Origin of the sequence: Scytonema hankhaensis NUACC26, from assembly GCF_045865695.1 — a bacterium.
GTDB lineage: Bacteria > Cyanobacteriota > Cyanobacteriia > Cyanobacteriales > Nostocaceae > Scytonema.
Genome location: NZ_BAACAP010000193.1, coordinates 41,685 through 68,323 on the forward strand (window position 1 = coordinate 41,685; position 26,639 = coordinate 68,323).

Annotated in this window: 22 protein-coding genes and 1 CRISPR repeat array; of the genes, 21 read left to right on the forward strand and 1 reads right to left on the reverse strand. The window is 39.6% G+C overall.

The window, feature by feature from the left end:
- Positions 1–10 precede the first annotated feature (10 nt).
- The 7 genes from ACKTT2_RS20595 to ACKTT2_RS20625 are packed head-to-tail and all read left to right on the forward strand — an operon-like array spanning position 11 to position 9,403.
- Positions 11–1,261, forward strand: coding sequence for a Card1-like endonuclease domain-containing protein (locus tag ACKTT2_RS20595; protein ID WP_407890309.1), 1,251 nt, complete (start codon positions 11–13; stop codon positions 1,259–1,261).
- Positions 1,258–2,901, forward strand: a complete 1,644-nt coding sequence (locus ACKTT2_RS20600) for a Cas10/Cmr2 second palm domain-containing protein (RefSeq protein WP_407890310.1) — start codon at positions 1,258–1,260, stop codon at positions 2,899–2,901. Before ACKTT2_RS20595 ends, ACKTT2_RS20600 begins: the two co-directional genes overlap by 4 nt.
- Positions 2,876–3,538 (forward strand): RAMP superfamily CRISPR-associated protein, encoded by a 663-nt coding sequence (locus ACKTT2_RS20605; protein ID WP_407890311.1) that lies wholly within the window; start codon positions 2,876–2,878, stop codon positions 3,536–3,538. The genes ACKTT2_RS20600 and ACKTT2_RS20605 overlap by 26 nt, the downstream gene beginning before the upstream one ends.
- Positions 3,535–5,103, forward strand: coding sequence for an RAMP superfamily CRISPR-associated protein (locus ACKTT2_RS20610; RefSeq protein WP_407890312.1), 1,569 nt, complete (start codon positions 3,535–3,537; stop codon positions 5,101–5,103). The genes ACKTT2_RS20605 and ACKTT2_RS20610 overlap by 4 nt, the downstream gene beginning before the upstream one ends.
- Complete coding sequence (locus ACKTT2_RS20615) at positions 5,093–6,520, forward strand: RAMP superfamily CRISPR-associated protein (protein ID WP_407890313.1); 1,428 nt, start codon at positions 5,093–5,095, stop codon at positions 6,518–6,520. Before ACKTT2_RS20610 ends, ACKTT2_RS20615 begins: the two co-directional genes overlap by 11 nt.
- Entirely contained in the window at positions 6,517–7,158 is a 642-nt protein-coding gene (gene csx19, locus ACKTT2_RS20620) for a type III-D CRISPR-associated protein Csx19 (protein ID WP_407890314.1), read from the forward strand. Before ACKTT2_RS20615 ends, csx19 begins: the two co-directional genes overlap by 4 nt.
- Complete coding sequence (locus ACKTT2_RS20625) at positions 7,139–9,403, forward strand: TIGR03986 family type III CRISPR-associated RAMP protein (RefSeq protein ID WP_407890315.1); 2,265 nt, start codon at positions 7,139–7,141, stop codon at positions 9,401–9,403. The genes csx19 and ACKTT2_RS20625 overlap by 20 nt, the downstream gene beginning before the upstream one ends.
- Positions 9,404–9,582: 179 nt before the next feature.
- Here the strand turns inward: ACKTT2_RS20625 and ACKTT2_RS20630 are convergent, their stop codons facing one another.
- Positions 9,583–9,900, reverse strand: coding sequence for a hypothetical protein (locus tag ACKTT2_RS20630; protein ID WP_407890316.1), 318 nt, complete (start codon positions 9,898–9,900; stop codon positions 9,583–9,585).
- A 247-nt stretch (positions 9,901–10,147) separates the two neighbouring features.
- Here ACKTT2_RS20630 and ACKTT2_RS20635 point away from each other — a divergent pair, with 247 nt between their 5' ends.
- The 14 genes from ACKTT2_RS20635 (at position 10,148) to ACKTT2_RS20700 (ending at position 26,382) form a co-directional block, all read left to right on the forward strand.
- Complete coding sequence (locus ACKTT2_RS20635) at positions 10,148–11,101, forward strand: RpnC/YadD family protein (RefSeq protein WP_407890317.1); 954 nt, start codon at positions 10,148–10,150, stop codon at positions 11,099–11,101.
- A gap of 120 nt (positions 11,102–11,221) precedes the next feature.
- Complete coding sequence (locus ACKTT2_RS20640) at positions 11,222–11,845, forward strand: hypothetical protein (protein WP_407890318.1); 624 nt, start codon at positions 11,222–11,224, stop codon at positions 11,843–11,845.
- A 23-nt stretch (positions 11,846–11,868) separates the two neighbouring features.
- Complete coding sequence (locus ACKTT2_RS20645) at positions 11,869–12,519, forward strand: DEAD/DEAH box helicase (RefSeq protein WP_407890319.1); 651 nt, start codon at positions 11,869–11,871, stop codon at positions 12,517–12,519.
- Positions 12,500–14,536, forward strand: coding sequence for a CRISPR-associated helicase Cas3' (gene cas3 / locus ACKTT2_RS20650; RefSeq protein WP_407890320.1), 2,037 nt, complete (start codon positions 12,500–12,502; stop codon positions 14,534–14,536). The genes ACKTT2_RS20645 and cas3 overlap by 20 nt, the downstream gene beginning before the upstream one ends.
- Positions 14,537–14,899: 363 nt before the next feature.
- Positions 14,900–16,753, forward strand: a complete 1,854-nt coding sequence (locus ACKTT2_RS20655) for a hypothetical protein (RefSeq protein WP_407890321.1) — start codon at positions 14,900–14,902, stop codon at positions 16,751–16,753.
- The gene (locus ACKTT2_RS20660) at positions 16,746–17,789 is read left to right on the forward strand and encodes a DevR family CRISPR-associated autoregulator (protein WP_407890322.1); all 1,044 of its coding nucleotides are present in this window, start codon (positions 16,746–16,748) and stop codon (positions 17,787–17,789) included. The genes ACKTT2_RS20655 and ACKTT2_RS20660 overlap by 8 nt, the downstream gene beginning before the upstream one ends.
- Positions 17,770–18,555 carry a hypothetical protein gene (locus tag ACKTT2_RS20665; protein WP_407890323.1) on the forward strand — a complete coding sequence of 262 codons (786 nt, stop codon included), beginning with the start codon at positions 17,770–17,772 and terminating at the stop codon, positions 18,553–18,555. Before ACKTT2_RS20660 ends, ACKTT2_RS20665 begins: the two co-directional genes overlap by 20 nt.
- Entirely contained in the window at positions 18,533–19,573 is a 1,041-nt protein-coding gene (cas6, locus tag ACKTT2_RS20670) for a CRISPR system precrRNA processing endoribonuclease RAMP protein Cas6 (RefSeq protein WP_407890324.1), read from the forward strand. The genes ACKTT2_RS20665 and cas6 overlap by 23 nt, the downstream gene beginning before the upstream one ends.
- Before the next feature lie 13 nt (positions 19,574–19,586).
- The gene (cas4, locus tag ACKTT2_RS20675; protein ID WP_407890325.1) at positions 19,587–20,168 is read left to right on the forward strand and encodes a CRISPR-associated protein Cas4; all 582 of its coding nucleotides are present in this window, start codon (positions 19,587–19,589) and stop codon (positions 20,166–20,168) included.
- Between the two features lie 5 nt (positions 20,169–20,173).
- A complete protein-coding gene (gene cas1d, locus ACKTT2_RS20680) occupies positions 20,174–21,151 on the forward strand; it encodes a type I-D CRISPR-associated endonuclease Cas1d (protein WP_407890326.1) in 978 nt (325 codons plus the stop codon).
- A gap of 68 nt (positions 21,152–21,219) precedes the next feature.
- Positions 21,220–21,516, forward strand: coding sequence for a CRISPR-associated endonuclease Cas2 (gene cas2 / locus ACKTT2_RS20685; RefSeq protein ID WP_407890327.1), 297 nt, complete (start codon positions 21,220–21,222; stop codon positions 21,514–21,516).
- 208 nt (positions 21,517–21,724) lie between these two features.
- Positions 21,725–22,944: a CRISPR direct-repeat array (repeat unit 37 nt; unit sequence GTTTCCAAATACCAACACCCCGCAAGGGGACTGAAAC).
- A 265-nt stretch (positions 22,945–23,209) separates the two neighbouring features.
- Positions 23,210–24,010: a glucose 1-dehydrogenase gene (locus ACKTT2_RS20690; protein WP_407890328.1), complete on the forward strand. Its 801-nt coding sequence runs from the start codon at positions 23,210–23,212 to the stop codon at positions 24,008–24,010.
- Positions 24,011–24,209: 199 nt separating this feature from the next.
- Entirely contained in the window at positions 24,210–25,385 is a 1,176-nt protein-coding gene (locus ACKTT2_RS20695) for a GNAT family N-acetyltransferase (RefSeq protein ID WP_407890329.1), read from the forward strand.
- 73 nt (positions 25,386–25,458) lie between these two features.
- Positions 25,459–26,382 (forward strand): DMT family transporter, encoded by a 924-nt coding sequence (locus tag ACKTT2_RS20700; RefSeq protein WP_407890330.1) that lies wholly within the window; start codon positions 25,459–25,461, stop codon positions 26,380–26,382.
- Positions 26,383–26,639: the final 257 nt, after the last annotated feature.

Below are 26,639 nucleotides of genomic sequence, written 5' to 3' on the forward strand. Positions count from 1 at the left end.
AAACTAAGTTATGAATGCACCTGTCTTAGATAAATATAAAGTCGATCATCTGTTTTTACTTGTAGGTGAAAATCCGCTACCTAACTATGTGGCAGCTAGAACGTTACTCAAAGATAGTGGAACAGTTTATTTAGTATTCACCAACCAAACCAAAAGCCAGAAAAGCTGTTTATTAGGTGTAGATGGATTACGCCGCTATGGTATCAAAATTAAAGAAATTGACTTAGCCAACTACGAATCAAATGCTTATCATATCCGTGACAGAATTCGGACACAAATTAAATCTTTATCCAGCGGCAATACTGGCTTGAACTATACAGGTGGAACAAAAGCAATGGCAGTTCATGCTTATAAGGCTATTCAGGAACTAAAACCAGATGCAGTCTTTAGCTATCTTGACTCACGACACCTAAAAATGTTTATTGACAGAGAAGGAAATCAACCAATTCAATGTGATGTACCACTTGAGCTAGAGCTAAAAGAACTTTTTAAACTACATAACAATAATTACTGGTTGGAAAGAAAACCACCTCGACTTCAACCATGCCTGCCAAATGTAGCAGCAAAGTTTGCTAGCTTGTATCAAGATGAAGATTTGTCAAAAGAATGGAGAAGTTGGTGTGAAAAAAAACTCTATCCTTTGACTAAAAATAGAGAATTTTGGAAAAATGAGGAAGAACTGAAACAGGTCAAAGGTATCAGTACAGATAGTTTATCTCCTAATCTCAAAAGTATCCTGCGTTCTGAGTTAGATGCATCTGCTAACGAAATTCGTCTTGAGATTACCCAGAAAAAAGGATTTGATAGCTTAACTCAAGTTTGTGAATGGTTAGATGGCACTTGGTTGGAAAGTCATGTTTTGCAGCAGGTGAAAGAAATTGAACATGAATTTAGCATTAAAGAAAGTATGATGTCATTTCATATTCAAGATGCTCAAGCTAGTTGGCGAGAAAGATTTGAATTTGATGTTGCTTTTATCAAAAATTATCAGCTATTTGCTATTTCTTGCACAACGAGTAGTAGTAAGAAACTATGTAAACAAAAGCTATTTGAAGCGCACTTACGTGCTAGACAATTAGGAGGAGACGAAGCACGAGTTGCTTTAGTATGCTATTTTGATAGACCGGAATGGATAAAGGATGACATGAGGTTTGCCATAGATGACCGTAAAATAGAAGTTTTTGGTCTAAATGATATAAATAATCTGGCTGATAACATCGCCGACTGGATTGACAGGAATAATCAAGAGGCTAAAGCATGAATAAGTATGTGGTAACTGTACTTGATACAACAGGAATTCAACCATATATTTTCAATAGTAATCGTCTACAAGAAAATATTGGTGCTTCCTATTTAGTAGCCCAAGCAACTGGTGATTGGGTTCAGAATATATTAGAGGAAGAATTAGGAATACCTAAACAGAAACAATATGAACCAATAATTAGTAGTGGTTTAAATGCTGAAATAATCTATATAGGCGGTGGAAATGCACTAGTCCTATTTAGTTCGATGGAAATAGCCAAGCTATGTACCAAAAAGCTGAGTTGGCATATATTAACACACGCCCCAGGAATTAATCTGGTTGCTGCTCATAAAGAATTTACCTGGGATGAATGTTTATTTTCTATTGTTCAAAAGTTAATTGATAACGAATTAGAACAGCTAAAAAGAGCAAAAGTATCCTCAGTACCTTTACTTGGTGTAAGCGTAACAGCAAGCTGTAACTCCACTCAACTAGCAGCAGTGGGACTAAGTGATAAATATATTGGTGCTGATGAACAAGATATATATTTGATATCTAGAGAAACTGAAGCAAAGCTGATAGCAGCAAAATTAGCTATTAAGAGACTGAGGGAAAAGTTTCAAGATTGTTTTAATGGCAAAGTATATGACTTTGCTTATCGGATGGATCATCTAGGTCGTTCCATAAACGATACAAGTTTTTATGCAGTAGTTCATGCTGATGGTAACAGTATGGGTAAACGCTTTAAAGAATTTGGCATCAAGGGTATGGCTCAAAATTCTAATGACCCGAATCGAGGTTACATAACGGCAATGCGAAGCCTTTCGATCTCTGTAAATAATGCTGGAGAGAAAGCCATAGAAGCAGTGATTAAATCTATCATTGCTTCGATTGATAATGAACATAAGGTAATGAGTAAATTTCTCATCTTTAGTGATAAAGATGGTAAAAAATATTTACCATTTCGTCCATTGATTTATGGTGGAGATGATGTGACTTTTGTCTGCGATGGTAGGCTGGGACTAGAATTAGCACAAATATATTTAAAAGAACTAGAAAAACAGCACGTGGCTGATGGCAAAACTTTGTATAGTTGTGCAGGAGTATGTATTGTCAAATCTCATTATCCCTTTGCCAGAGCTTATGCTTTGAGTGAAGCTTTATGTGGCACTGCTAAGAAATTTGTTAAAGAACAAAATAAGCAATGGAGTCAGGAATTTTCTGCAATAGATTGGCATATTGCTGCTAGTGGTTTGTTTGGTTCAATAGGTGATATTCGTCAGAGGGAGTATAAAGTTAATGAAGGAGATTTAATAATTCGTCCTATACTTATTCAAGAGGAGGAAAATCAATGGCGAACTTGGTCAAATTTTACTAGTATTATGCAAGCATTTAATCAAGATAAAGAATGGAAAGGTCGTCGTAACAAGGTAATTGCTCTCCGCGAAAAATTACGCGAAGGACAAGATGCAACAAAACAGTTTTTGACAGCTTGTTGCGAACATAAGCTACCTGCAATAAGAGAAGCATCTGATACTGTGCAAACAACAGGTTGGGTAGAACAGCGTTGTGGTTATTTTGATGCAATTGAAGCAATGGAATTTTATTTTCCTTTGAACAAGGGAGAATCAAGTGATTGTTTACAAACTGAAAATTAAACTATTAAGCGATACTACCTTTGGACGTGGGGATGGGGTAGCAGGTTTAGTTGACCAAGAAGTCGAACACGATAACTATGGGTTTCCCTATTTGCGAGGACGGACTTTAAAAGGTTTGCTGAGTGAGGAATGCGATAATTTGATAGCAGTATTATTACCTGATGACATTCGCCAGCATTGGGAACTGGTTGCATCCCGTTTATTTGGTAATCCAGGAAGTACTCTCAATACAATTGCTCAAATGCACGTTGGGGATGCTTGCTTACCAGAAGATTTACGTCAAGTAGTAGCGCATCAAATGAAGCGAAGGGACAATAACTTAAACAGAGTTGATATTCTTGAATCTCTAACAACTATGCGCCGTCAAACAGCTATCGACCCTAAAACAGGAACACCAGATAAGAAAAGTTTGCGGTCTTCTCGCGTAATTCTGCGCGAACTGGAATTTACTGCACATTTAAGTTTTGAGGTACAACCTGATGATGATGCTTTGACACTATTATCTGTTGGTGGTTTAGCTTTACGACGAGTGGGAAGTGGTAGAAACCGAGGACGAGGTTATGTACAATGTCGCTTATTTGATACAACAGACACAGAAATTACAGGTAATTTTTTACATCGTTTTGGCAAAAAATGAAAGCAATCACTTTTATATTCAAAACTAAACAACCTATCTTAGCAACTTCATTTCAAGGAGATCCAAACAGCGATGTCTCATATTCTTACATACCAGGGAGTATGATTCGGGGTGTTTTGATAGGTCGTTATCTTGACCGTAATGGACTACATAATACTGATATTGTTACCCATCAAACCATCAGACGTTTATTTTTTGATGGTACAACCCGTTACTTGAATGCTTACTTATGTAGTCAACAAGGAAAACGAACGTTTCCCATATCACTTTCTTGGAGAAAAGACAAAGGTGCAGAACTGAGTGAAAGTGAAGGGATAAAAATTTACGATTTTAGCGTGGCTAAACCAAGTGATGATGAACTGGAGTCACCAAAAGCAGTAGGAGAATATTTTTGGGTTGAAGAAGGCGGATATCTTCGACTATACAGTGTTGAGCGTAGAATTAACATTCATAATTTACGCGATCGCCGCAAAGGACGTTCCGCAGAATCAGAAGGTGAAATCTTTCGTTACGATGCGATAGATACAGGACAGACTTTTCAAGGGGTCATCCTGTGCGAGCCATCAGACGAACAGCTTATCAAAGAATTACTCACTCCTTCAGATATTTGGTTAGGTGGTTCTAGAAGTGCGGGTTACGGTCACGTTCAGATTATTAAAGTAGATTCTCCTGTATCTTGGATAGAAGTTGAGGAATTACCTGAAAATAGAGTCAATAATAACATCCTCAAAATTACCCTTCTCAGTGACTTAATTTTGCGTGATGAGTGCGGACAATATGTAGCAATCCCACCAACTCAGTTACTGTTTGAAGCGCTGGGAGTGTCGCTAAGTAAACCAAGAATTGCTTACATGGATAGCACTTTTATCGGTGGCTTTAACCGCAAGTGGGGTTTACCTCTACCACAAGTTCCAGCAGTTAAAGCTGGTAGTGTATTTATTTTTGAAAATGTCCAAGTGAGTGCAGAGCAAATTCATCAACTAGAAACAGAAGGGATTGGAGAAAGAAGAGTAGAAGGTTTTGGACGGATAGCAGTTAACTGGCGTATTGACAAACCTGACTTTATAGCAAAAAAACCAGAACCTAAGTTACCTAGTAGACGAGAAAGACCTCAACTGCAAACTCAAGAGTCTCGCAACTTAGCACGCCAAATGGGAGAAAGAATACTAAGACAAAAATTAGAGCAATTACTTCTAGCACAAATTGAACCTCAGAAGTTAGCGCCAAATGAAATGACTAACAGCCAACTTTCTCGACTCATGATTGTAGCACGACAAGCGTTAGATGTGTGCAGCCATCAACCACTAAATGACCTCTTGAATCAGCTTCCATCCAATGCTAGAAGTCAGTATGAGCGTACAAAAATTGGCGGTAAACCGTTAAAGGAAAAAATTCAGGGATGGTTGGAGCAACCAACAGAATGGATCGAAAACAGTAATTTACAAACAGTGGCGATCGCAGATGAAGCAGCTAGCCTTACTAATGAACTAGCACTGGAATACACCTTACGTCTCATCATGGCTATTGCCAAAAACGCAATTAAGGAGAAATCTGATGAGTCATGAGCGTTTAAACCGCCAACAACGTCATATTACTGAGCGTATTATTATCAAGGGTACTTTAGTCATGGATACACCCACTTGCTTGGGAAATGGTGATGCAGACGGGCCAACAGATTTGATGTTACTACGCGATAGTATAAGTTCTAAGGCTTTGCTAACTGGTGCATCCATTGCAGGTGCATTGCGAAACTATGTTCATGAGTACGAACATGGCTACGGTCAGGATGAAGGTGTTAATAGCCTTGCCACTGGGCTATTTGGAGGAAGGCGCAAAGATGAAGATGGTGCTCAAAGTCCTTTGATTATTCATGATGCTATCAGTAGTGAAGTCCCGAAGGTAGAACTAAGAGATGGTGTCAGAATTGATATTACAACAGGGACAGCAGCAGATAAAGCTAAATACGATTTGGAGCTACTTGCAGCAGGAACAGAATTTCCTTTGTGTTTTGAACTGTTGATTGAGAAAGAACAAGACAAAAATCGACTCTTAGAAGCTTTAACCATTGCTCTACAAGGTTTAGAAAACTATGAAATTGGCATTGGAATGAAAAAACGACGCGGTTTTGGGTGTTGTCATGTCAAAAAATGGCAAATCTGGCATTTTCACTTGAAGAATGCTAAAGAGAGATTAGCTTGGCTGACATTAGATCGCGAGTGGAGCCAACATATTCAACCTCCAGCAGCAGGTAAAATTACAGAAATTTTTAACATAACACTACGTTCAGATCGCCGTTGTCGCTTTTGGATAGAGGCAACTTTTAAATTACTTGGCTCTTTACTCATTCGCTCCGGTCAAGCTTCTACCAAGCCTGTACCTGATGTTGTACATTTAAAATCCCTCCGTGAGGATAAGGAAGAACCAATTTTATCTGCAACAAGTTTAACAGGTGTTTTACGACATAGAGCAGAAAAAATTGTCTATACTTTTGGTAATTATAAAAAAATCATTAATGACATTTTTGGTATGGTCGATGAAGAAAGTAAAGAAGCTTTATCAAGTAGATTAATTGTTCATGAATCCATAATTAAAAGTACAACTGAATTGGTACAAAATAGGATTGCTATTGACCGCTTCACTGGTGGTGCGTATCATGGTGCATTATTTGATGAACAACCTATTTTTGGTAATGAAGATACACAAATCACTATATATTTAGAATTACATCAACCAAGTGATTCAGAAATTGGTTTACTATTGCTACTACTTAAAGATTTATGGACAAGTGATTTATCTGTAGGTGGTGAAAGCAGTATTGGAAGGGGAAGATTGCAAGGAATCAAAGCAGAAATGAGACGATACACACCAGACATAGGCAAAGAAACTTGGGAAATTTCTCAAGATGGCAACAATCTGAAAATAAGTAAGGCTCAAATGTTGGAATCATTTGTCAATAATTTTATTAAGGAAATAAAATTATGATTCAAGGATTATGTCAAGATATCTCTACTGAGAATATTTTTCATAAAAATGATAATACTCTTATTGATTGGTTAGAGAAAAGCGCTGAGGAATATAAACTTAACTATCTCTTAGCTCATGCTGAAGATGGAGTCATCTGGGGACGCTTTGATAGGAATAAGTTAACAACTGCTGAACAAGTATTTTATCAACCTAATTTTGATGTTAATTTTCCTAAACTCCGATTACAAACATTACAACAGTGTCGGATATTTGGAGAGCAGGGAGAAATTTTACTGTGGCGTACAGATAGAGGATGGAAATCTCGCCTTGTTCAAAATAACTCTAATGTAGAACACATTAAAGAAGTACAAATTCTATGGGGTACACAAAAAGAGAAAGGGAAAAATGGACAAGATGGTGAGAAAGATGGATTTACTTTGCTTTCTGATGGTTCACAAGGACTAAAACACGCGGTTCCTCTAACTGTTATTAGTAGTTATTTTAATCAGGAAAAGAAAAAGCTCTATCGCCCAGTTCACCTCGTTATTAATCACTACATTAATTATGATGAATATACAGGTATAGGTCAAATTTTTCTTAGTCGTCTTGTGTCGCTTGAACTAAAGAAGGTAAACGATGAAAAAGCATATTCGTAAAGTTACAGAAAATCGGAAAGCAATTGCGCCTTATAACTTTGTAGAACTTCCCGATTTAGTAGTGATGGCAGAGGAGGATAATGGTAAACTGCTTAGCAATGACCGCTACTCTTTAAAGAGACATACTGGCAAAATAGAATGTCTTTTAACAACTTCTTCACCTGTATATATTCGCTGTGGACTGACACAAGAACAGTTTGATTTCGTTCAACAACAACTACGAGAAGGAAAGAAAGTTGATTATCCAGAATTTTTTTATGTCAATCCGAAAACTAAAAAGCCTCTAATTCCTGGTAGTAGTTTGCGAGGAATGCTACGAAACTTAGTAGAAATTATCAGCTTTAGTAAGATAGAAAAAGTATCAGACTATCAACGATTTTTCTTTCGTGCTGTTGCAGCAGATAAAGACGATCCTTTAAAAAAAGTATATGATAACAATCTGGATAAGGATAAAGTTCAAGCTGGGTATTTAGTAAAACAAGAAGATGGTTGGTATGTTCGTCCAGCATTACCTATTGAAAAGAAAACATTTGTGTGGATAACAGAAAAAGATGTTTGCAGTGAAATTACTGGCTTCATACCTATGAAGTCGTCTGAATATAGGCCTCAATACAGACAAAATATTAGCTTTGGCAATTTATACTATACTAAAAATGGTCGCAAATGTGCAAAAAATATCAGCAATGACTGTACAAAATACGAGTACATAGGAGTATTAGTCAGTAGCGGCAATATGCTTGAGTCTAGCAATAATCCTGATAAGTTACAACGTAAATATCACTGTTTAATTAGAGAACCTGATGCTCAAGCCCAATTGTTAAAGATTAGTAACGATACTGTCGAGGATTACTGTAGTGCTTTAACTAATTTTCAGAAAGCTAAATCACCTTATCAGAATAATCCATTTGATGAAAATTTAGGCGTTCTCAAACATGGTCGTGTTATCTTCTATTGTCAGCCGCCAGGAAATAAAGAAATTACTCTCTTTGGTCAAAGTCCTTATTTTCGTATTCCATATATTTTAGAGGAAAAATCAAAAGCCGCTACTGCTAATGATTTTATCCCATCTAATTTACAAAATACTTCATTCATTGATATAGCTGATGCAATTTTTGGATTTGTAAGAGGTAAAAAACAATCTGCAACAACAGAAACTAGTCGAGCGGGTCGTATTTTTATCAGTGATGCTGAATGTAAAAATGATACTAACGATTTGTGGTGGAAGAGGAATTCAAATAATATAATTATCCCTCAAATTCTTGCTAGTCCTAAACCAACAACATTTCAACACTACTTAGTGCAACCAGAAGAAATAAATGCTGACAAGAAACAGCTAAAACATTATGCTAGTAAACCCAGTGAACAAACTGTTATTAGAGGATATAAGCTTTACTGGCATAAAGGATGTGAACCTGAAATTGAACATCCTAATCCTGATGAAGCTTCAGAAACTCAAATGACTCATATTAAGCCAATCAGAGCAGGTGTTAAGTTTCAATTCACTGTTAATTTTGAAAATCTCACAAGCGTAGAACTAGGTTCTCTGATGTGGATACTTGATATTGCTCAAAATACTAATTATCGCCTCTCTTTAGGTATGGGTAAATCTTTAGGTATGGGAGCAGTACAAATTAAACATCGACTCTACTTAAGTAACCGTATAAATCGTTATGAAAAACTGTTTGAAGGTAATAGCTGGGCAATAAGTGAAACACTTTTACAATCTTCAGAGCACAAAGAGAAATTTGAAGAATATATGCTTATCCAACTTCAGAAAGCAGGATTTTACCAAACTCTTAAAGATTTTACTAAAATTCCTAGAATTAAAATGCTTTTAGCAATGCTGAGTTGGGAGGAGATCCCTTCTCCACAATATCTTGAGGAAACACGATATATGAAGATTGAGCGTAAACAACAACCTCGTCTTAGTGATAATGAAAATGAATATAAAGAAAGGCGGGTTTTACCAAGTCCTTTACAAGTTATAGAAGATATAAAGCCATCTATAAAATTTATAGAAGGTCAGATAGTAGAAGCAAAAGTTATCGAGTTAGAAAAACAATATGTCCAAGGCAAAAAAAACAAATTAAGAACTATTGTTACTTATGAAATACAAGGTTCAGAATCTCCCTCAAAAGAGGAAGTGAATAAGCAAGAAGTGTCTCTGTCAGTCGGAGATATCGTAAAAGTTAAAATTGAAAGAGTTCAAGGCGCAAATATCAGGAAAGTCAAGAGATCTGAATAACATTTACCAAAACTCCTAAGCTGTTTTACAATTAGCAATCTAACCTGATGTAGCGAAACCAGTTATCCAAGAAAATGAAATGCTAATTTTTAGTAAACGCGATCGCGAAGTTTTTGTCTAATTGCTAAGATGTTTAATTTCAAAAAGGAGTGCATCCTGATCACCAAAAAATCTCGATATCATATGGTTCCACAAACTCCAGTTTCATTGATACGGAAAGCATAGTGTATCTTGCTAGGATGTTTTTCGCGACACTGTAATGACACTACTTCCAAATCTTTATCGATGAAATATTCGCCACTATCCGGTTCAACTGCTATATACCAGTTATAGTGAGTCTCAATCAATTCTGATTTGACTTTATCAAATATCGGTTTGCAGCGTTGGTAAAATTTCTCACGTCTAGCCTCGCGTTGCGCTTTTTGTTCTTCAGTCCACTGAATTTCAGGAAATATTCGTCCTCGACGTGCAGTACGAGTTGGTTTAACTTCAGCCATGGTTAGCTATACCCTTATTACAGTACTTATGTTTTCCTCTTTCACTTTACCAAATATTAATTGATAGCATTGGTAAAGGCTTATTTTTGGCAATTCATAACGATCGCAAACCCTATTTCTCTTTAGCAAAGCACATTCTCATGTCGCAAACACTACACTAACACTTAAAACAAAATTAAATTACTAGTTCATTATTACTACTCCATGACACAATGCCAGTAGAAACCGAAGTTAGCAGATAAAATTTGTGACTGAACAGCAAGCAAACTATGATTCGCCTTGGAAAGAGGCACTCGATCTCTACTTTGAAGCATGTATTGCCTTCTTCTTCCCACAAGTACACGCAGAAATCGATTGGCAGCGAGGTTATGAGTTCCTTGACAAGGAATTGCAGCAGGTAGTGAGAGAAGCTGAAACAGGTCGGCTTTTCGTAGACAAGCTGGTAAAGGTGTGGAGACGTGAAGGGACAGAAGCTTGGGTACTCTTGCACTTAGAAATTCAAAGTCAGGTAGACTCCAATTTTCCTAAGCGAATGTACAAGTATAACTATCGCTTATTCGATCGCTACGACCAAACAATAGTTAGTTTAGCTATCTTGGGAGACACGGATATGTCCTGGCGACCTCAAGACTACAGTTACGAGTTGTGGGGATGCCGTATTAGTCTTCAGTTCCCGATTATTAAGTTGTTAGACTACGAAACACGTTGGACGGAGCTCGAAGAAAGTCGCAACCCATTTGCTGTCCTAGTGATGGCACACTTGCGAACCCAAGCAACGACAAAAGACCCGCAAGGACGATTACAGTGGAAACTGAGTTTGGTCAAGCGATTGTATGAGTTGGGATACACTAAAGACAACATTCTTCAGTTATTCCGACTTATAGATTGGATGATGGGTTTACCCAAGAATTTAGAACAAGTGTTTGATAATGAAATTATGAGTTACGAAGGAGCAGAAACAATGCCATACATCACAAGTGTAGAACGGGTAGGAATGCTGAAAGCACAGCGAGCGGATCTCATTGAAGTGTTGGAAACCAGGTTTAAGGAAGTACCACCAGAGTTCGTTGACATGATAAATGGTTTGTATGATAATCCTGCACTCAAGCAACTTCATAAGCAGTCAATTACCATTAATTCCTTAGAGGAGTTTCGGCAGTTGTTAGTTCAAGCACTAGCAGAACAAACTCTAGAGAATTGATGTAAGTGTCAGGTGCGATCGCAACTCTCTCGAAACCCAAAGCGATCGCACAGCCATTATATCTCAGTTTTTACAGAACTAGACTAACGAGCATAAATCTTATTTGTTTAAGAGGTCAACATGGCTTTCAGTAATTACAAAACGGTAGGAGAAGTTTTGCAACAATTTCAAATTAAGTACGCAGAAGCAAATTTTATTATTCAAACAGATTTTATTGTCTCTGACTACTTCCGAGAAGATTTAGAAACTACCATGAGAGATGGTGTAGTTGATAACTCAGAATTTGCGATTTGTGAAAATCTCGTTTTTCCAGTTCTTAAGGAAGTGTGGAAATCTTATCGTAGCCAGTTTATTTTATGGAGCCACCAGTCATTGAAATACGATGAAAAATTAACAGGCTTTCCCGAATATATCTTAGCTAGAAAATCTCCTTTAGGAAAAGTTGTATTCGACAAGCCATATTTCATTTTAGTGGAAGCTAAACAGGATAACTTTGAAGAAGGCTGGGCGCAATGTCTAGCAGAAATGATTGCTGCTCAAAAACTGAATAATGAATTACAAATAACTGTTTTTGGTATTGTTTCTAATGGGAGCTTGTGGCAATTTGGTAACTTAGAAGCCAATTTGTTTACTAAAAATATTGTTCCTTACACTATTTACGAGCTAGATAAATTATTTGGCGCTGTTAATTATATTTTTAAACAATGTGAATTGCAGCTAAGTAATGTGAGCTATGTTAGTTAAAATTAGTAATAAGCATCGCTATAATGACAACCGAAACGAATTTCTCCACAATTGACCAATACTTCCAAACCCTAACTACCTTCCCCCCACGAGACTTCCAACGAAAAACCATCGCCAAACTCTTGCAACGCCAAAACATCCTTCTCCGCGCACCCACAGGATCGGGTAAAACTGAAACCGCGATCGCACCCTTTCTCTTTGCCAAAGCGCTCAACTACGACTTCCCCAACAAACTTATTTACGTTGTCCCTCTCAGAACTCTAGCAAACAGCCTCCGCGAAAGGACACAAGATTTAGTCAAGCAATGGACTCAAGCCCATCCCCTACCCCGTTCCCCAGTTGTTACCTTGCAAACAGGAGAAAACCCAGAAGACCCCCGCTTTGAAGGCGATATCATTTTCTGCACTATAGACCAGATGTTGAGCAGCTTCTTAAATATCCCGTACTCTGTCGGTCGTGGTTCTGCTAACGTCAATGCAGGAGCTATTTTCGCTTCCTACCTTGTATTTGATGAACTGCATTTACTCGATCCGGATCGCTCTTTTACCACTGTCCTGAAAGTGTTGCAGCAAGTCAAAGGCATTTCACCATTTTTACTCATGACTGCCACATTAACAGACGAACTAGCAACCCAGATCGAAGAACTGATTGACAATGGAAATCATCCAAGTTGAAGATACAGATTTACAAGCAATAGAAGGCGATCGCTGTCGGACTTTTTGCGCTATTCCCCAACCTCTGACTGCTCAAATTATCCTCAACGACATCCAAATCCACTACCGCAAACGAGTTATTATCATTTGCAACACAGTTTCTCAAGCGCAAGGGCTTTTTCAAGACTTACAAGAACTCATTCTTGATGAGGAATTGAACATCACGCTGTTACACTCACGATTCTTACCCCTACATCGCGCTCAAAAAGAAGCCTTTTTAAAAGAGAAATTTGCTCGGAACTGGCAAAAACAAAGCGCTCGCACTTGCCAAGTTCTAATTTCCACTCAAGTCATTGAAGCAGGTATTAATATTACCTGCCAAGTCATGCACGTACAACTTTGTCCCATGAACTCCCTGCTACAACGGGCTGGACGCTGTGCAAGATTTTGGGGTGAAACAGGCGAAGTTTTTGTATACCCCACAGTAAAAATTAACCCATCTCATCTTGAAATTGCTGAACTCGATTTTGACCCCGAATCAGAAGAACCCGAAACAAAAAGTTTTCTCCCTTACCCAAAAGAAACGTGCGTACAGACATGGCAAGTTTTACAAGCCCACACTGTATCCAAACAAGCCAAGAGCAATGTAGGATTTCGTACTGAAGAACAGTGGATGAATCAAGTTCATTCAGCAGAAGATGTACTTCAACAAGAACGCCGAGTCAACAACCGGATGAACTTTGAGCAACGGTTTGAAGATGCTTTTTTCAGAGGAGATGAGTCTGCTGCAAGAGATTTGATTCGTTCAGTTGATAATCGTAGCGTGTTTATTTGGGAACAATTGGTTTTATTTGGTGATGAAGAACCAATCGATCCTCAAAAACTCGTAGCCTTTTCAGTTCCTATCTCTACACTTTGCAAAGTCTGGATGGAATTCAAAAATCAAGGATTTGGTGCAGACTGGATTTTTAAGCGCATTAAACCACCTGAAGACAAAGAAACTTACAGCCAACCTACTAGCACTGTCATTACTTCCCGTGGAGATCTGATTAGCAGTATCAGGATATTGGTCAATCCTCGTTATGTCTACTACAGTGAGGACATTGGATTGCTTATTGGTATTGATGTTTTTGGTAACGGCTTTGTGTCACCAGAAAAACCTCAAGCCAAAATAGTTAGTCAGTACCGCTATCACATGGATACTTATGTAGGACACCTAGTATTAATGTGGAAGTGTTGGCGAGAACCGTTTGCCACCATACTATTAAAAAATGGAGAGCCTGTTGAAACAACTTTTGTCAGCGTTCGCGATGAACTGTTAGCAGCAGGTGGACTGTTTATCAAAACTAAAATTTTTCCTCAAGCAACGCAATCTGAAGCAGAAGCGCTCTTCGAGTCCTTAGTCTTTTTTGCTATCTTCACCCACGATCTAGGCAAGCTGCAAGTAAAATGGCAACAAGTGATGCGGGGATGGCAAGCGATCGCTCACTCCTCTTTCCAAGGCAGAAATCCAGGAACACATCTATTAGCTCATACTGACTACAATCCAGAAGATAAACAACAATGGGATGCATTGAAAGCTTACGAGAAGAAACACAAGCGCCCCAATCACGCAATTGAAAGTGCTTATTTAACACAAGAAATCCTGAAAAAATCCTTATTTCCACTGCTACACAAATATTTCACAACCGATCGCGAACAAATGCAATGTATTGCCTATACAGTGATTATGGCAGCAGGTCGTCACCATTCCGCTTGGACTAGTGGATGGGATAGTGCAGATGTGTCGCAAGTTAAGAGTATCCAAGTACACTCAGAAGCAACACAAGCGATCGCTCATTGTTGGCGAAGTATGACACGATTTCTACCTCCCACACTACCTTTACCAGAAGCCAATCTAAGTCAGAATTTCTATAAGATACGAGAACTTGATTTCAACCAATTTGATAGCGATCGAATTGAATATTTACAACTTTATTTGTTGGTTGTCAGGGCTTTGCGATTGTGCGACCAGCGGTCGGTTCAACTCGAGCACTGATACGCCCGCCCTTTGATAACTAATGTACGGGCGGGGACGCCCGTACCACAAGAACAGCATATTTATCTGCGTGCATCTGCTACAGGGTGCGGTTCCTTAACACAGACAAAAAAAACCTCGGTGAAACCAACCGAGGGAATTAGGAGAAGTCGAATGACGATGAGTGCTGATACCGAAACTGAAAAACCTTAGCTAACGCCCAAGCCTCGTAAAACTACAGTGACTAGAGCAAATTAACTTATGTAACTAAACTTAACAAAAATGTTACAAAGTGTCAATAGGGCTTGACAAAAAAGATTAATAGCTCCCAATTCCCGCTTCTCAGTCTTTGGAATACCCCCCTTCCAATGGGGTATATGATTTATGTCAGTACAACTCTCATGGCTCAAATGCCAAATGATAGAGCGTTTATTTGTCAACAAAAAATTCGGTACTTACGCCGACGCCTTTTTGATGTTGGGGTTAACACAGCTTGTGGAATATGCCCTCAAAGAAACTAAGCAAAAAAGTGCAATCCAACTTCTCGATGAAGGAACGCGCTACTGCATCCAGTTTCAAAAGGCTGTGAATTTAGAACCTATAGCCAAATTGGTTTACTTTGACCCCTTTCCCATCGTCAAAGGTCAGAAAACCGATATCAAAAACATCCCAAAAGAAACTATTCTCTTTGACACGGTTGAGCAAAGTGAAGCCCGAAAAATTTACCGGGAGTATTTACTTCAACAACGAGGGAAACCTCAATGGACAGAAGATGCGCCTGCACCACCCGATCCTAGAACTCAAAATGGTGTGCTGTTAACTTCCATGCGTCACGATCGCAATCACAATGGCTTATGGCAAATAAGCTGGCAATTTAAAGATTCTTATGGTGCTTTAATTGCCTCGTTGTTTCAAGGATTTAGCCAGGAAAATACAGACACTATAAAAGTTTCAAGCTTGTTTGAGCAAGCAACAGGATGTAAATTACCAAAGACTGACAGTGCTGTTAAAGTTTACTTACCGACTGCCGTTCAAGGAGTCAACCGAGTTAAAGCAGATTGTAACAAAGTAGATTCCCAAACAGCAGATTGGCTAGATTTATGGCTGATTGCTACGGGTTTATTTCATTTTGCAGTTGCAGAACGAGTCAAGATTGCAGAAAACGTCTATGATTGGCGAGTTGTTGCTTTACAACCTAAAGACATTCAGTTTAGTAAATATCGGGAGGTGCTAAAAACACTACGGCAATACAACCCACCTGGTGGGGGAAATGGTATTGCAAGGTTTGATGCGGAGTTAATATTACGATTTTGTCAGGAATTGCTGAATCATCAACAAGTTACAGAAGAAACAGAACCTGATGATTTCAACTTTTGCCAACCAGTTAATCACTTTGTCAGTAACTTTGTTGGGACTCACTTTAGTTCCAAAGGTCAAGTTTATGGAGTGAAAGAAGTTTTTAATCTGGGACTTCCCAGTTGGATTTCTCCTCGCGCTCGCAATGAGTTGAGAGATTACCAAACTGTTTTGCAGGAGCATTTATCAGTCGTGCGATCGCTCTCTATTGATGAAGGAAATAGCGAATTGCTGAATTTATATCGTGACTTCATCAGTGGGACAGACTTATACCAGTTTTTTCCTTTTCAAGTTAGTTATGCCGATTATGTTATCAAACGGCTTGCAGATTCAGATGCAAAAATCGCACTTTTTTCTAAATATGGGCTAGACCTTATGACCAAAAATTTTAAACACCGTCAAAATAAAGACGAGTTAGACTTAACTGAAATCACCAAAAATCCAGGCTTTTTAAATATTGCCAAAGCTATTAACAGTGCAACAGTTTATGCTGGAATAATCCGTGACAAAGAAGGACATACCAAAGATACTGGATGGGACAGAATTTATGGTTTGGCACAGCGCTTAAGCAGTCAAGCTGGCTCGAAACAAGATTTCATTACCGAGCTTTCATCCTTTTTAGCTAGTTATGAAAATGAAAACCTCCGTAAAGATGAAGAACTCCGCAAACAAGGAAAACCTCGTCGAATTTGGACAACAAAAGATGATTTGGATAATATTATCGATTTGATTGACCGCTTTAGCCCTAGCTTAATAGCTAACCTTTTAATTGCTTACGGATATGCTAAAGGCTGGGGTAAAGCTAAGGAGACAGATAAAACAGAAGCAGAACAAACTGACGCTCGCGTAAATTCTGAAGAAGGAGTTGTTGAAAATGACTAATATGAAATTTCCTGTTTATTCAATTTCCATCAGTGGTTTACTATCTTGGCACATTCATGCTCTTAATAATGAGGGGAATGAAGGCAACCAATCTCTAACTCGTCGTTACTATATTATTCAGAACGACATGACTGAGCCTGAATATGTGAATGGCATTTCTGGTGATATGCTCAAGCACATCCAAGCAGAACACTTACATCGCATTGCTATTGAAGAACAGCTTACATTGTCAGAAGGAGGTAAGCAATTCCATCCCGATCGTATTAAATATGATATTGACAATAAACACTTTGAAACAACCAAGATTAAGGTAAAAGCTGAAAAGGCAAAAAGTGGAAAAGCAAAAAATGAAAAAACAGAAGGTGAAAAAGAAGAAAATGAAAAGGTAGAAACTGATTTAGCAGCTAGTATCAACTCTGTTCTCAAGCTTTGTGCTATGAGCGATTTAGAAGGTTTTATGTTCACCGATAAAGGAGGAAAAACCTTGAAGCGTGAGTCTGCTATTGAGTTTGGGGCTGTTGTCGGTTTGCCCAATCGTGTTAAAACCCAAAGCTACTTTCATGCTAAATACGGTACAGATAACCCCACACCTTACAACGTGCAAGTCAGTTCTGGCTTGTATGCCACAGTTCTCAACATTGAAGCTTTTCGCATCGGCTACAACCCTCACACATTCAGCTACAGTATTGATGCTACCGAACGCAAAAAACGCTTGGATGCCTTACTCAAAAGCGTTCTCTACACTTACCTACAACCTAACGGAGCAAAGCGCAACACTCATTTACCCCATCCAGACCATTTTGAAGGCGTTATTACTGTCAGCACTCGTCGCTGTCCTGCACCAATGCTGAGTGCCTTGGAAGACAGTTATGACAAACAAATTCACAGTCTAGTTAACACGTTAAACAATATCAATGGTGCAGGCACAATTCGCTCTTATGACTTTAAGTCAATGGCAGAATTTGCAGAACGAATTCAAACTTTGATTGAGTGTTCTCAACCTTGGGAGAGCGAAGATGCCGAAGCGATCGAATAAACTTGAAGCTGTAGAAGGGCTGGATGTCGATGGAAATACCAACCGATGGTTAACTGTTGCATACCAACCCGTAAGCCTATTCTCCCTGAAGCGTTCTGATGCAACGAGTATGGCTGCTCGATCTAATTTAGTTCCAACTCCCTATGCTATCAAGATGGCATTGTTGAAGGTGTTGTTAGAAAGTCAGGGAAAACAACATTCCAACCATTTTGAGCAATGGATTGAAAATCAATTTACTTGGATTCGGGGCTTAAAAATTTATATTTTGCCTCCAGAACGTTTGGTTGTGAATCGCAACGGCTATAAACTTCGTTACTACGACCAAACGGCTGATAAAGCAGATAAGAGTCGCCCGACTATTCCTATGCAAGATGGATTTGTTTTTCGAGAATGGGTATATTTACAGGGTCATTTACAAATTTGCTGTGGCGAAAGCTTGAAAGGAAATCGTTCCGGTGAAAATCGCTTGGCAGAATTAGAGCAATTATTTACCCAAATTAATTACTTTGGTAAACGCGGTTGTTTTTTCCAGTATCTTCCTCAGTACAAGCAAGAAACTCCTGAACCTTCTTTTCAGATAAACCCAACCAGTGGTTTTACCGTGCAACCAATGGATGATTTAGGAGAGAAGACTACCTTTAACCGAATTAATCCTTTTTCCACTGAAAAAGCACAACTCGATCGAGACCGAATCATTAAACCTGGGTTTTTACCCTTACAACTTATGGCTTCTAGTATACGTTATGACTTTTACCAAAGATATTGAAGCACCATTTGCTGGGCTGAGTTTGGTTCTCAAGACTGCAAAAAATTTCACTAGTTCTACACCACTTGCATTGTGGTTGTCACAAGCTCAGCCTTCACCTAATTGGATTCCTTTACCAAGGCTAAATGGCGTAACTAAGGTCATGCCCGTACTGCCAAAGCCTGTGCTGTATCCCAATCTCATGCAGTCCATTTGCCAACGTATTAGCCAGGATAGTTTGGTGGAGTGGGAACAAAAGCCTTATGAATTAACTGGAGTTGAAATAGATACTCACGCTTTACATATTATTCAAGTCTCTATTTCTGCTTCCAAACCACTCCCACCAACTCTTGGACGAGCTATTCATGCTTTGTGTTTTCAATGGTTTGCTATAGCCGATCCTGCTTTAGCAGAACATTTGCATCAACAAGACAGTATGCCGATGACTCTGGTAATGCAGTACAATTCTTCTCAAAAGATGTATTTAAGAATCTCTTTACTGAGAAAAGAACTGTTAGCTCCTCTGTTGTGGGGACTGAGCGCTAACTTGGGTGGTGAAGTTGAGCTTGCAGGCGTGCTTTGTCGGTTGAGCGATCGCGTAAATATCTCACAGACAAGTAGTTTTGAAAAACTAGCACAAGTCGTTAATGCAAGTGATGTTCAGAAAAATTGTGCGATCGCATTGCAATTTCTTTCTCCCACAAGTTTCAAGCAAAACAAAACAGTACAACCTTTTCCGCTTCCAGAATTGGTTTTCAATGGGCTGTTGCGCCGTTGGAATAGATTTGCACCCCAAGAACTTCAATTTCCAGCAGTGGAGTGGGAGAGTGTAGTTTGTGCCTATGACTTGAAAACTCATGCCTTGAAGATGGAAGCAGGAGCAGAAATTGGAGTTCAGGGTTGGGTAAAGTATCGGTTTCTGGATGAAGAACAGGCTAAGATTGCTACAATTTTGGCTCATTTTGCTTCCTTTGCAGGAGTTGGTCGCAAAACAGCAATGGGAATGGGACAAGTGAGATTATTTCAATCTAAAATTTAAAATCCAAAATAGCATGACAGAAGATTACTTACCTTTAGCTTACCTTAACGCTTGGGAATATTGCCCGCGTAGGTTTTATCTGGAATATGTGCTAGGTGAAATGGAAGATAACGAGCACATTATCTTAGGGCGTCATTTACACCGGAACGTTAATGAGGAAGGGACTTTTCAAGAAGGAGAAACGCTCATTCACCAGCAGCAATGGGTGTGGAGCGATCGCTTGAAGGTAGCTGGTATTATTGATGCAGTTGAAGAATGCGAAGGTCAACTTATCCCCGTGGAGTACAAGAAGGGGAAAATGGCACAGCATCTCAACGACCACTTTCAACTGTGTGCGGCTGGTTTGTGTTTGGAAGAACGTACTGGAAAAAGCATTACCCATGGAGATATTTTTTACCATGGCAATCGCCGCCGGCAGACAGTGGTTTTTACACCCCAACTGAGACAAGCCACAGAACACGCGATCGCTCTTGCCCAGATTGCTGCTCAAAGTTCCATGCCTGCTCCTATCGAGCATATCAAAAAATGTCAGTCGTGCAGCTTGCAAAGAATTTGCCTGCCCTTTGAAGTTAAACAATTAAAACATCAAAATTAATCGCAATGACCGTCCTTTACGTTACTCAACCCGAAGCTGTCCTAAGCAAGAACTATGAAGCCTTTCACGTCGCCCTCAAACAGGAAGATGGTTCTTGGAAGAAACAAAGTATTGCAGCGCAAACAGTAGAACAAGTCGTTCTCATGGGCAATCCCCAAGTCACCGGGGATGCACTGGTTTATGCTTTAGAATTGGGAATGCCAGTGCATTACCTCTCCAACTATGGAAAATACCTTGGCTCTGCTCTTCCAGGTTACTCGCGCAACGGTCAACTCCGTTTAGCTCAATATCAACTTTACAACGACCCCGAACCACGGTTGGAATTAGTTAAAGCGATCGTTGCAGCTAAAATTCACAATCAATATAATGTCTTGTATCGGCACAACGAGCGAGACAATCCTCTCAAAGAACGTAAAAACCAGGTTAAGAACCAGAAAACCATAGACCAAGTTAGAGGTATTGAAGGTTTGGCTGCACGGGAGTATTTTGCCTGTTGGTCGCGGATGGTTGGTACGCAATGGGTTTTTAATCGCAGAAATCGCCGTCCACCCACCGATCCAGTTAATTCACTGTTAAGTTTTGCCTACGGTTTGTTACGAGTTCAGGTGACAGCCGCCGTTCATGTTGCAGGGCTTGACCCTTATATTGGTTATTTGCATGAAGTCCATCACGGTCAGCCCTCAATGGTACTCGATTTAATGGAGGAGTTTCGGGCATTGATTGCTGACAATATTGTATTGTCAGTATTACGCAATCGTGAAATTCAGCCCCAAGATTTTACCGAAAGTTTAGGTGCTTATCAATTAAAAGACAAGAGCATAAAAACATTCTTGCAAGCATTTGAGCGCAAAATGAACGACGAGTTCAAGCATCCCGTTTTTGAATACCGTTGTACCTATCGAAGAGCAGTAGAACTCCAAGCACGGTTACTCGCTCGGCATTTGCAAGAAAAAATTCCTTACAAGCCTCTAGCTTTGCGGTAATTACTTTTTCAAAGTCCCGACGCGATTCTTCGTGTCTGGACAACCCACAATTTTAAAGTTTTAGTACAATGGCTACAACACTGTTTTACTTGATAGTTTACGATTTACCCGATAACAAAGCTGCAAATAAACGCCGCACCCGCTTGCACAAAATGCTCTCTGGTTATGGCAAATGGACTCAATACAGCGTCTTTGAGTGTTTTTTGAATGCAGTACAATTCGCTACACTTCTAACTAAGGTAGAAAAACTTATCAAGCCAGAAGAGGATTCACTGAAAGTGTACGTGTTGGATGCTGGTGCGGTCAAGCGAACAATTACATACGGTTCGGAAATCCCTCGACAAGAGCAAGCGATCGTAATATGATTGACTCATAAGCCAAATTTTTGGCAAACCGAAGCGAGGTCAAAAACCCTGGGGGGTTTGCCAAAAGTCCAGAACCTTGAAAACTCAATAGTTTTAGGTTTCATGCAGTTTCAGGAGGTGGGAGTTTGATTCTCATTTCTGCCAAGAATTTGAGGTTTGACAAAACCCTGCCTAGAAACCCCTCGGAGACTAATTTTCAGGGCGCGGGGTTTCCAAATACCAACACCCCGCAAGGGGACTGAAACCTTGCAAGTAAGGATGACAACCACCACCCATGTTTACGTGTTTCCAAATACCAACACCCCGCAAGGGGACTGAAACTCTTTTCCCACCAAATTAAAGCAGCTAAGTTTTTGTCAGTTTCCAAATACCAACACCCCGCAAGGGGACTGAAACTGTCTCAGCAAGAGATCCAGCGTTTGTTTGCTGAGGGTTTCCAAATACCAACACCCCGCAAGGGGACTGAAACGGGCCGCACGAATTTTGTTTGGTCAATACCAAGCTTGTTTCCAAATACCAACACCCCGCAAGGGGACTGAAACACCCCATGTGGGGTAGTTGGTCGTAAATGGTGAGGAGTTTCCAAATACCAACACCCCGCAAGGGGACTGAAACCAAATCCTAGAGCAGGGGATGAAGCTAGAGTACATCTTGCAAGTTTCCAAATACCAACACCCCGCAAGGGGACTGAAACTGAAATATGCCCCGGATAAGGGACGATTTGCGAGCGCTCGGTTTCCAAATACCAACACCCCGCAAGGGGACTGAAACACATGACGCTTCCCGCACACTTTGTATATGTAGCTGGTTTCCAAATACCAACACCCCGCAAGGGGACTGAAACCGATAATTTGGTTTTCTTTCACAAAGTGTTCAAAAGTTTCCAAATACCAACACCCCGCAAGGGGACTGAAACGGTTGACAGCAAACCGCACCTCAGCTAGTACATCCCAGTTTCCAAATACCAACACCCCGCAAGGGGACTGAAACGTTTGAGATGGCTATAGCTTCTGAAGAAGATTTATTCAGTTTCCAAATACCAACACCCCGCAAGGGGACTGAAACCTGTATACTTCACCATTTTCTTCCCATTCTTGATAGTTTCCAAATACCAACACCCCGCAAGGGGACTGAAACGGGAATGGGCGCGATCGCAGCTCTAAATTGTCATCCGAGTTTCCAAATACCAACACCCCGCAAGGGGACTGAAACAATTTAGTCATTATGCCCGAACCACCAGAAAACTCGTTTCCAAATACCAACACCCCGCAAGGGGACTGAAACCTAAGTTATTGAGCGCGTCTCTAGCCGCGTCAATAGTTTCCAAATACCAACACCCCGCAAGGGGACTGAAACTGTCCAAAAATATTTGGACAAAGCACTAATTACTAGTTTCCAAATACCAACACCCCGCAAGGGGACTAAAACCTCTGGCAACAGACTCATGAAAAATCAAGCTAAACTCGCTTAGGTGGTGAATCCAGTCCTGTAGGTGGGTTTTTCGCCGTAGGGAACTCTGCGAATTTCATTCGCAAAGGCAAGTGTCTTGACAAACATCTTTTTATATCTTGTATTTGTAAGAGTAAACCATAAATCAGCAAGTAAAAGGGCAAAAGTTTGACAAAGAGAAATGCAATAAGCTTAAGTAAGTAGGTAGGCGGGAAAAACCAAAACTATGTAAAGGTTTATAAATATGGCTAAAACCCTTACAGAATTTACTGATAAAGTTGTCCTGATTACAGGAGGTAATTCTGGTATTGGCAAAGCTACAGCACTAGCTTTTGCCTCTTGTGGGGCAAAAGTAGCGATCGCAGGCAGAAGAATTAAAGAAGGTGAAGAGACTGTTAGTTTAATTGAAAATGCAGGTGGTTCAAGTATTTTTATTCGTACAGATATTACTCAAGAAATAGAAGTTAAAAATTTAATAAATCAAACAGTTAAAACTTTTGATCGTTTAGATTATGCATTTAATAATGCTGGAACTCTCGGAATTTTAAAAGTCAATATGGATGAATCAGAAGAAAATTGGAATCAAGTTATTAATACAAATTTGAAAGGAGTTTGGCTATGTATGAAATATCAAATTCCAGAAATGCTTAAAAATGGTGGTGGAGCTATTGTGAATAATGCTTCTATTAGAGGATTAATTGCTGCTAATTTAACTAGAGAGCCAGAAAACGAACCACAACATAATATTCATTTTTATTGTACTAGTAAACATGCAGTTTTAGGGCTTACTAAATCTTTAGCTGTACAATATGCCAAGGATGGTATCAGAATTAATGCTGTTTGCCCAGGAACTATTATAACTCCTATGGTAATGTCAGCTTTAAGTGAGGAAACAATTAAGAATTATGGCAACCAATATTCTATAAAACGATTGGGTACACCCGAAGAAATTGCTCAGGCAGTATTGTGGTTGTGTTCAGATTCAGCGAAGTTTGTTATTGGACATTCGTTAGTTTTAGATGGTGGTTTAACTATTCAACATTAGTTTGTCTGCTACCGTCACTTAAGACTTGCTCAAAGATTTACGATCGCAACTCATCATCTCAACGGAAGCATCTCGATTTGAAAAAACACGCTTGGCGATTCTCAACGCTCACCCTTTTGGATGAATCTATCGGGTGAAGCGCGATCGCGATTGCTACTTGTAGTATACTTGTAGTTTAGTCCTGTTAGGTAAGCAACTCATGACAGCAAAATTTGAATACAGCCAAGTGACTAGTCAAGAGGACGCTCAAAAACTAAAAGATATCATTGCCCAGTGTTTTATCAGCCTTCAAGAAGACATTGATTTTTATTTTAATTGTATCGGCTTAGAAAACTTTCGTCTCATTCGTCGCGATCGCCAGATTGCGGGTGGGCTTGCAACTATTCCCATGAGCCAGTGGTGGGGCGGTTCTCCTGTCCCTATGATAGGACTTGCTGCTGTAGGTATTGCACCAGAACATCGCGGAGATGGTTCGGCAATTGCATTATTACAGAACATCTTAAAAGAATGCCACTCTAAAGGAGTTCCCATTTCCGCACTTTATCCTGCGACTCAACGTCTTTACCGGAAAGGTGGCTACGAACAAGGAGGGTTCTTTTGTTCTTGGGAAGTATCCACCAATAGTATTCAAATCAAAGAACAGCCCCTTCCTCTCCTAGCACTTTCCCTAGAGGAAGAAGCATTTCGTCACCTTTACCAACAGAAAGCAAAATTCAACAACGGATATTTAGACAGACATCAAGCTATATGGCAGCAAATTATTAAACCTGACGATAAAGAAGGAGTTTTCGCTTATCTCATTGGTACGGTAGAGCAACCCCAAGGTTACATTATCTTTAGCCAACACCAAGATCGGGATGGCTCTTTCATAAAAATTAGGGATTGGGTTACTCTCACACCCACGGCTGCACAAACTATTTGGAGTTTTCTTGCCAATCATCGCTCTCAAATTGATTTTGTCAGGTGGAAAGGTTCTGCTATTGACTCCCTCACTTTACTTTTACCAGAACAAACTGCTAAGCAAAAATCAGCCTTTCGTTGGATGTTACGTATAGTAGATGTCGCCAAAGCCCTAGAGAAGCGCGGTTACTTCAGTGCGACTCAAGCAGAACTGCACTTAGACATTAAAGATGACTTACTTCCAGAAAACAATGGTAAATTTGTCCTGTCTGTCGCTAACGGACATGGTGAAGTCAGAACTGGTGGGAAAGGCGAGATGAAGCTAGATATTAAAGGACTAGCACCCCTCTATACAGGCTTGTACTCACCCTACCAGTTGCAACAAGCAGGATATCTAGAGGCAACAGACACAGCCATGTTAGCAGCAACTCAAATCTTTGCTAGTACATCCCCAAGTATGTGCGATTTTTTCTAAAGTGTTAGTCGTTGTTAGTACTTTAACTACTAACCACCAACAACTAACAACTAACAACTAACCAACAACTAAAATGCATACTACCTCTGGTCACTGGCGTTTAGGGCTAGCATTATCACTGCTGACCGTTTTCTTGTGGGGAATTCTACCTATTGCTTTAGCGATGGCTCTACAAGTTCTTGATGTTTATACTGTCATTTGGTTCCGCTTTTTAGTATCCTTTGTTGTGTTAGCTATTTATCTGGGAGGACGAGGGAAATTACCGTCTCCATCCCAGTTACGTTCCACCTCTTGGGTACTTTTAGCGATCGCAACTTTTTTCCTAGCATTGAATTACCTTTTTTTCATGCAAGGTTTAGCACTGACCTCACCAGCCAATGCTGAAGTCATTATTCAGCTAGCACCCCTGCTTATGGGTGTTGGAGGTTTAATTCTTTTTAAGGAAAGGTACGTATTACTACAGTGGATTGGTATCAGTATTCTGACTGTAGGGCTAATCTTATTTTTTCACGAACAATTGAAGAACTTACTTACAACTCAGGGTAATTATCTTGTAGGTAGTGGGTTAGTTGTTGTAGGAGCTATAACTTGGTCAATTTATGCTCTAGCACAAAAACAATTGCTACAATCTTTATCCTCTCCCTGTATTATGCTCGTTATTTACGGAGGATGTACTTTATTTTTCACTCCATTTGCCAATCCAGAAACAATTTTGACACTCAGTTTTTGGCATTTTATAACTTTACTTTTCTGTGCTTTCAATACTCTAATTGCCTACGGCGCTTTCGCTGAATCTTTAGAACATTGGGAAGCATCCCGTGTCAGTGCAGTACTAGCTCTAGCTCCCATAGTAACATTAATTGCCGTTTGGGTTGTATCAGTTCTGTCACCCAAATTAATTCCACTAGAATCTTTGACCCTACTAGGAATAATAGGAGCAGTTTTAGTCGTGTTAGGTTCAGTCACAATTGCTCTAGGGAAATCCACTAAAAAGTAAATCTTCTTAGACAAGAAATCACCAAAAATAGTTATCCACTCTCAAAAAAGTATGTTATTTTTTATTTGTTAAAAGATGCCCTCAAGAAGTAGGGTGGGCATTGCCCACCAACAGCAAATGTGCGGCAAAGCCCTACCTACAAAAATTAATAATTTTAGAGCGGAAAGAGAGTAACTGGTCAGGTGGTCACTGGTCAGGTGGTCACTGGTCAGGTGGTCACTGGTCACTGGTCAGGTGGTCACTGGTCACTGGTCAGG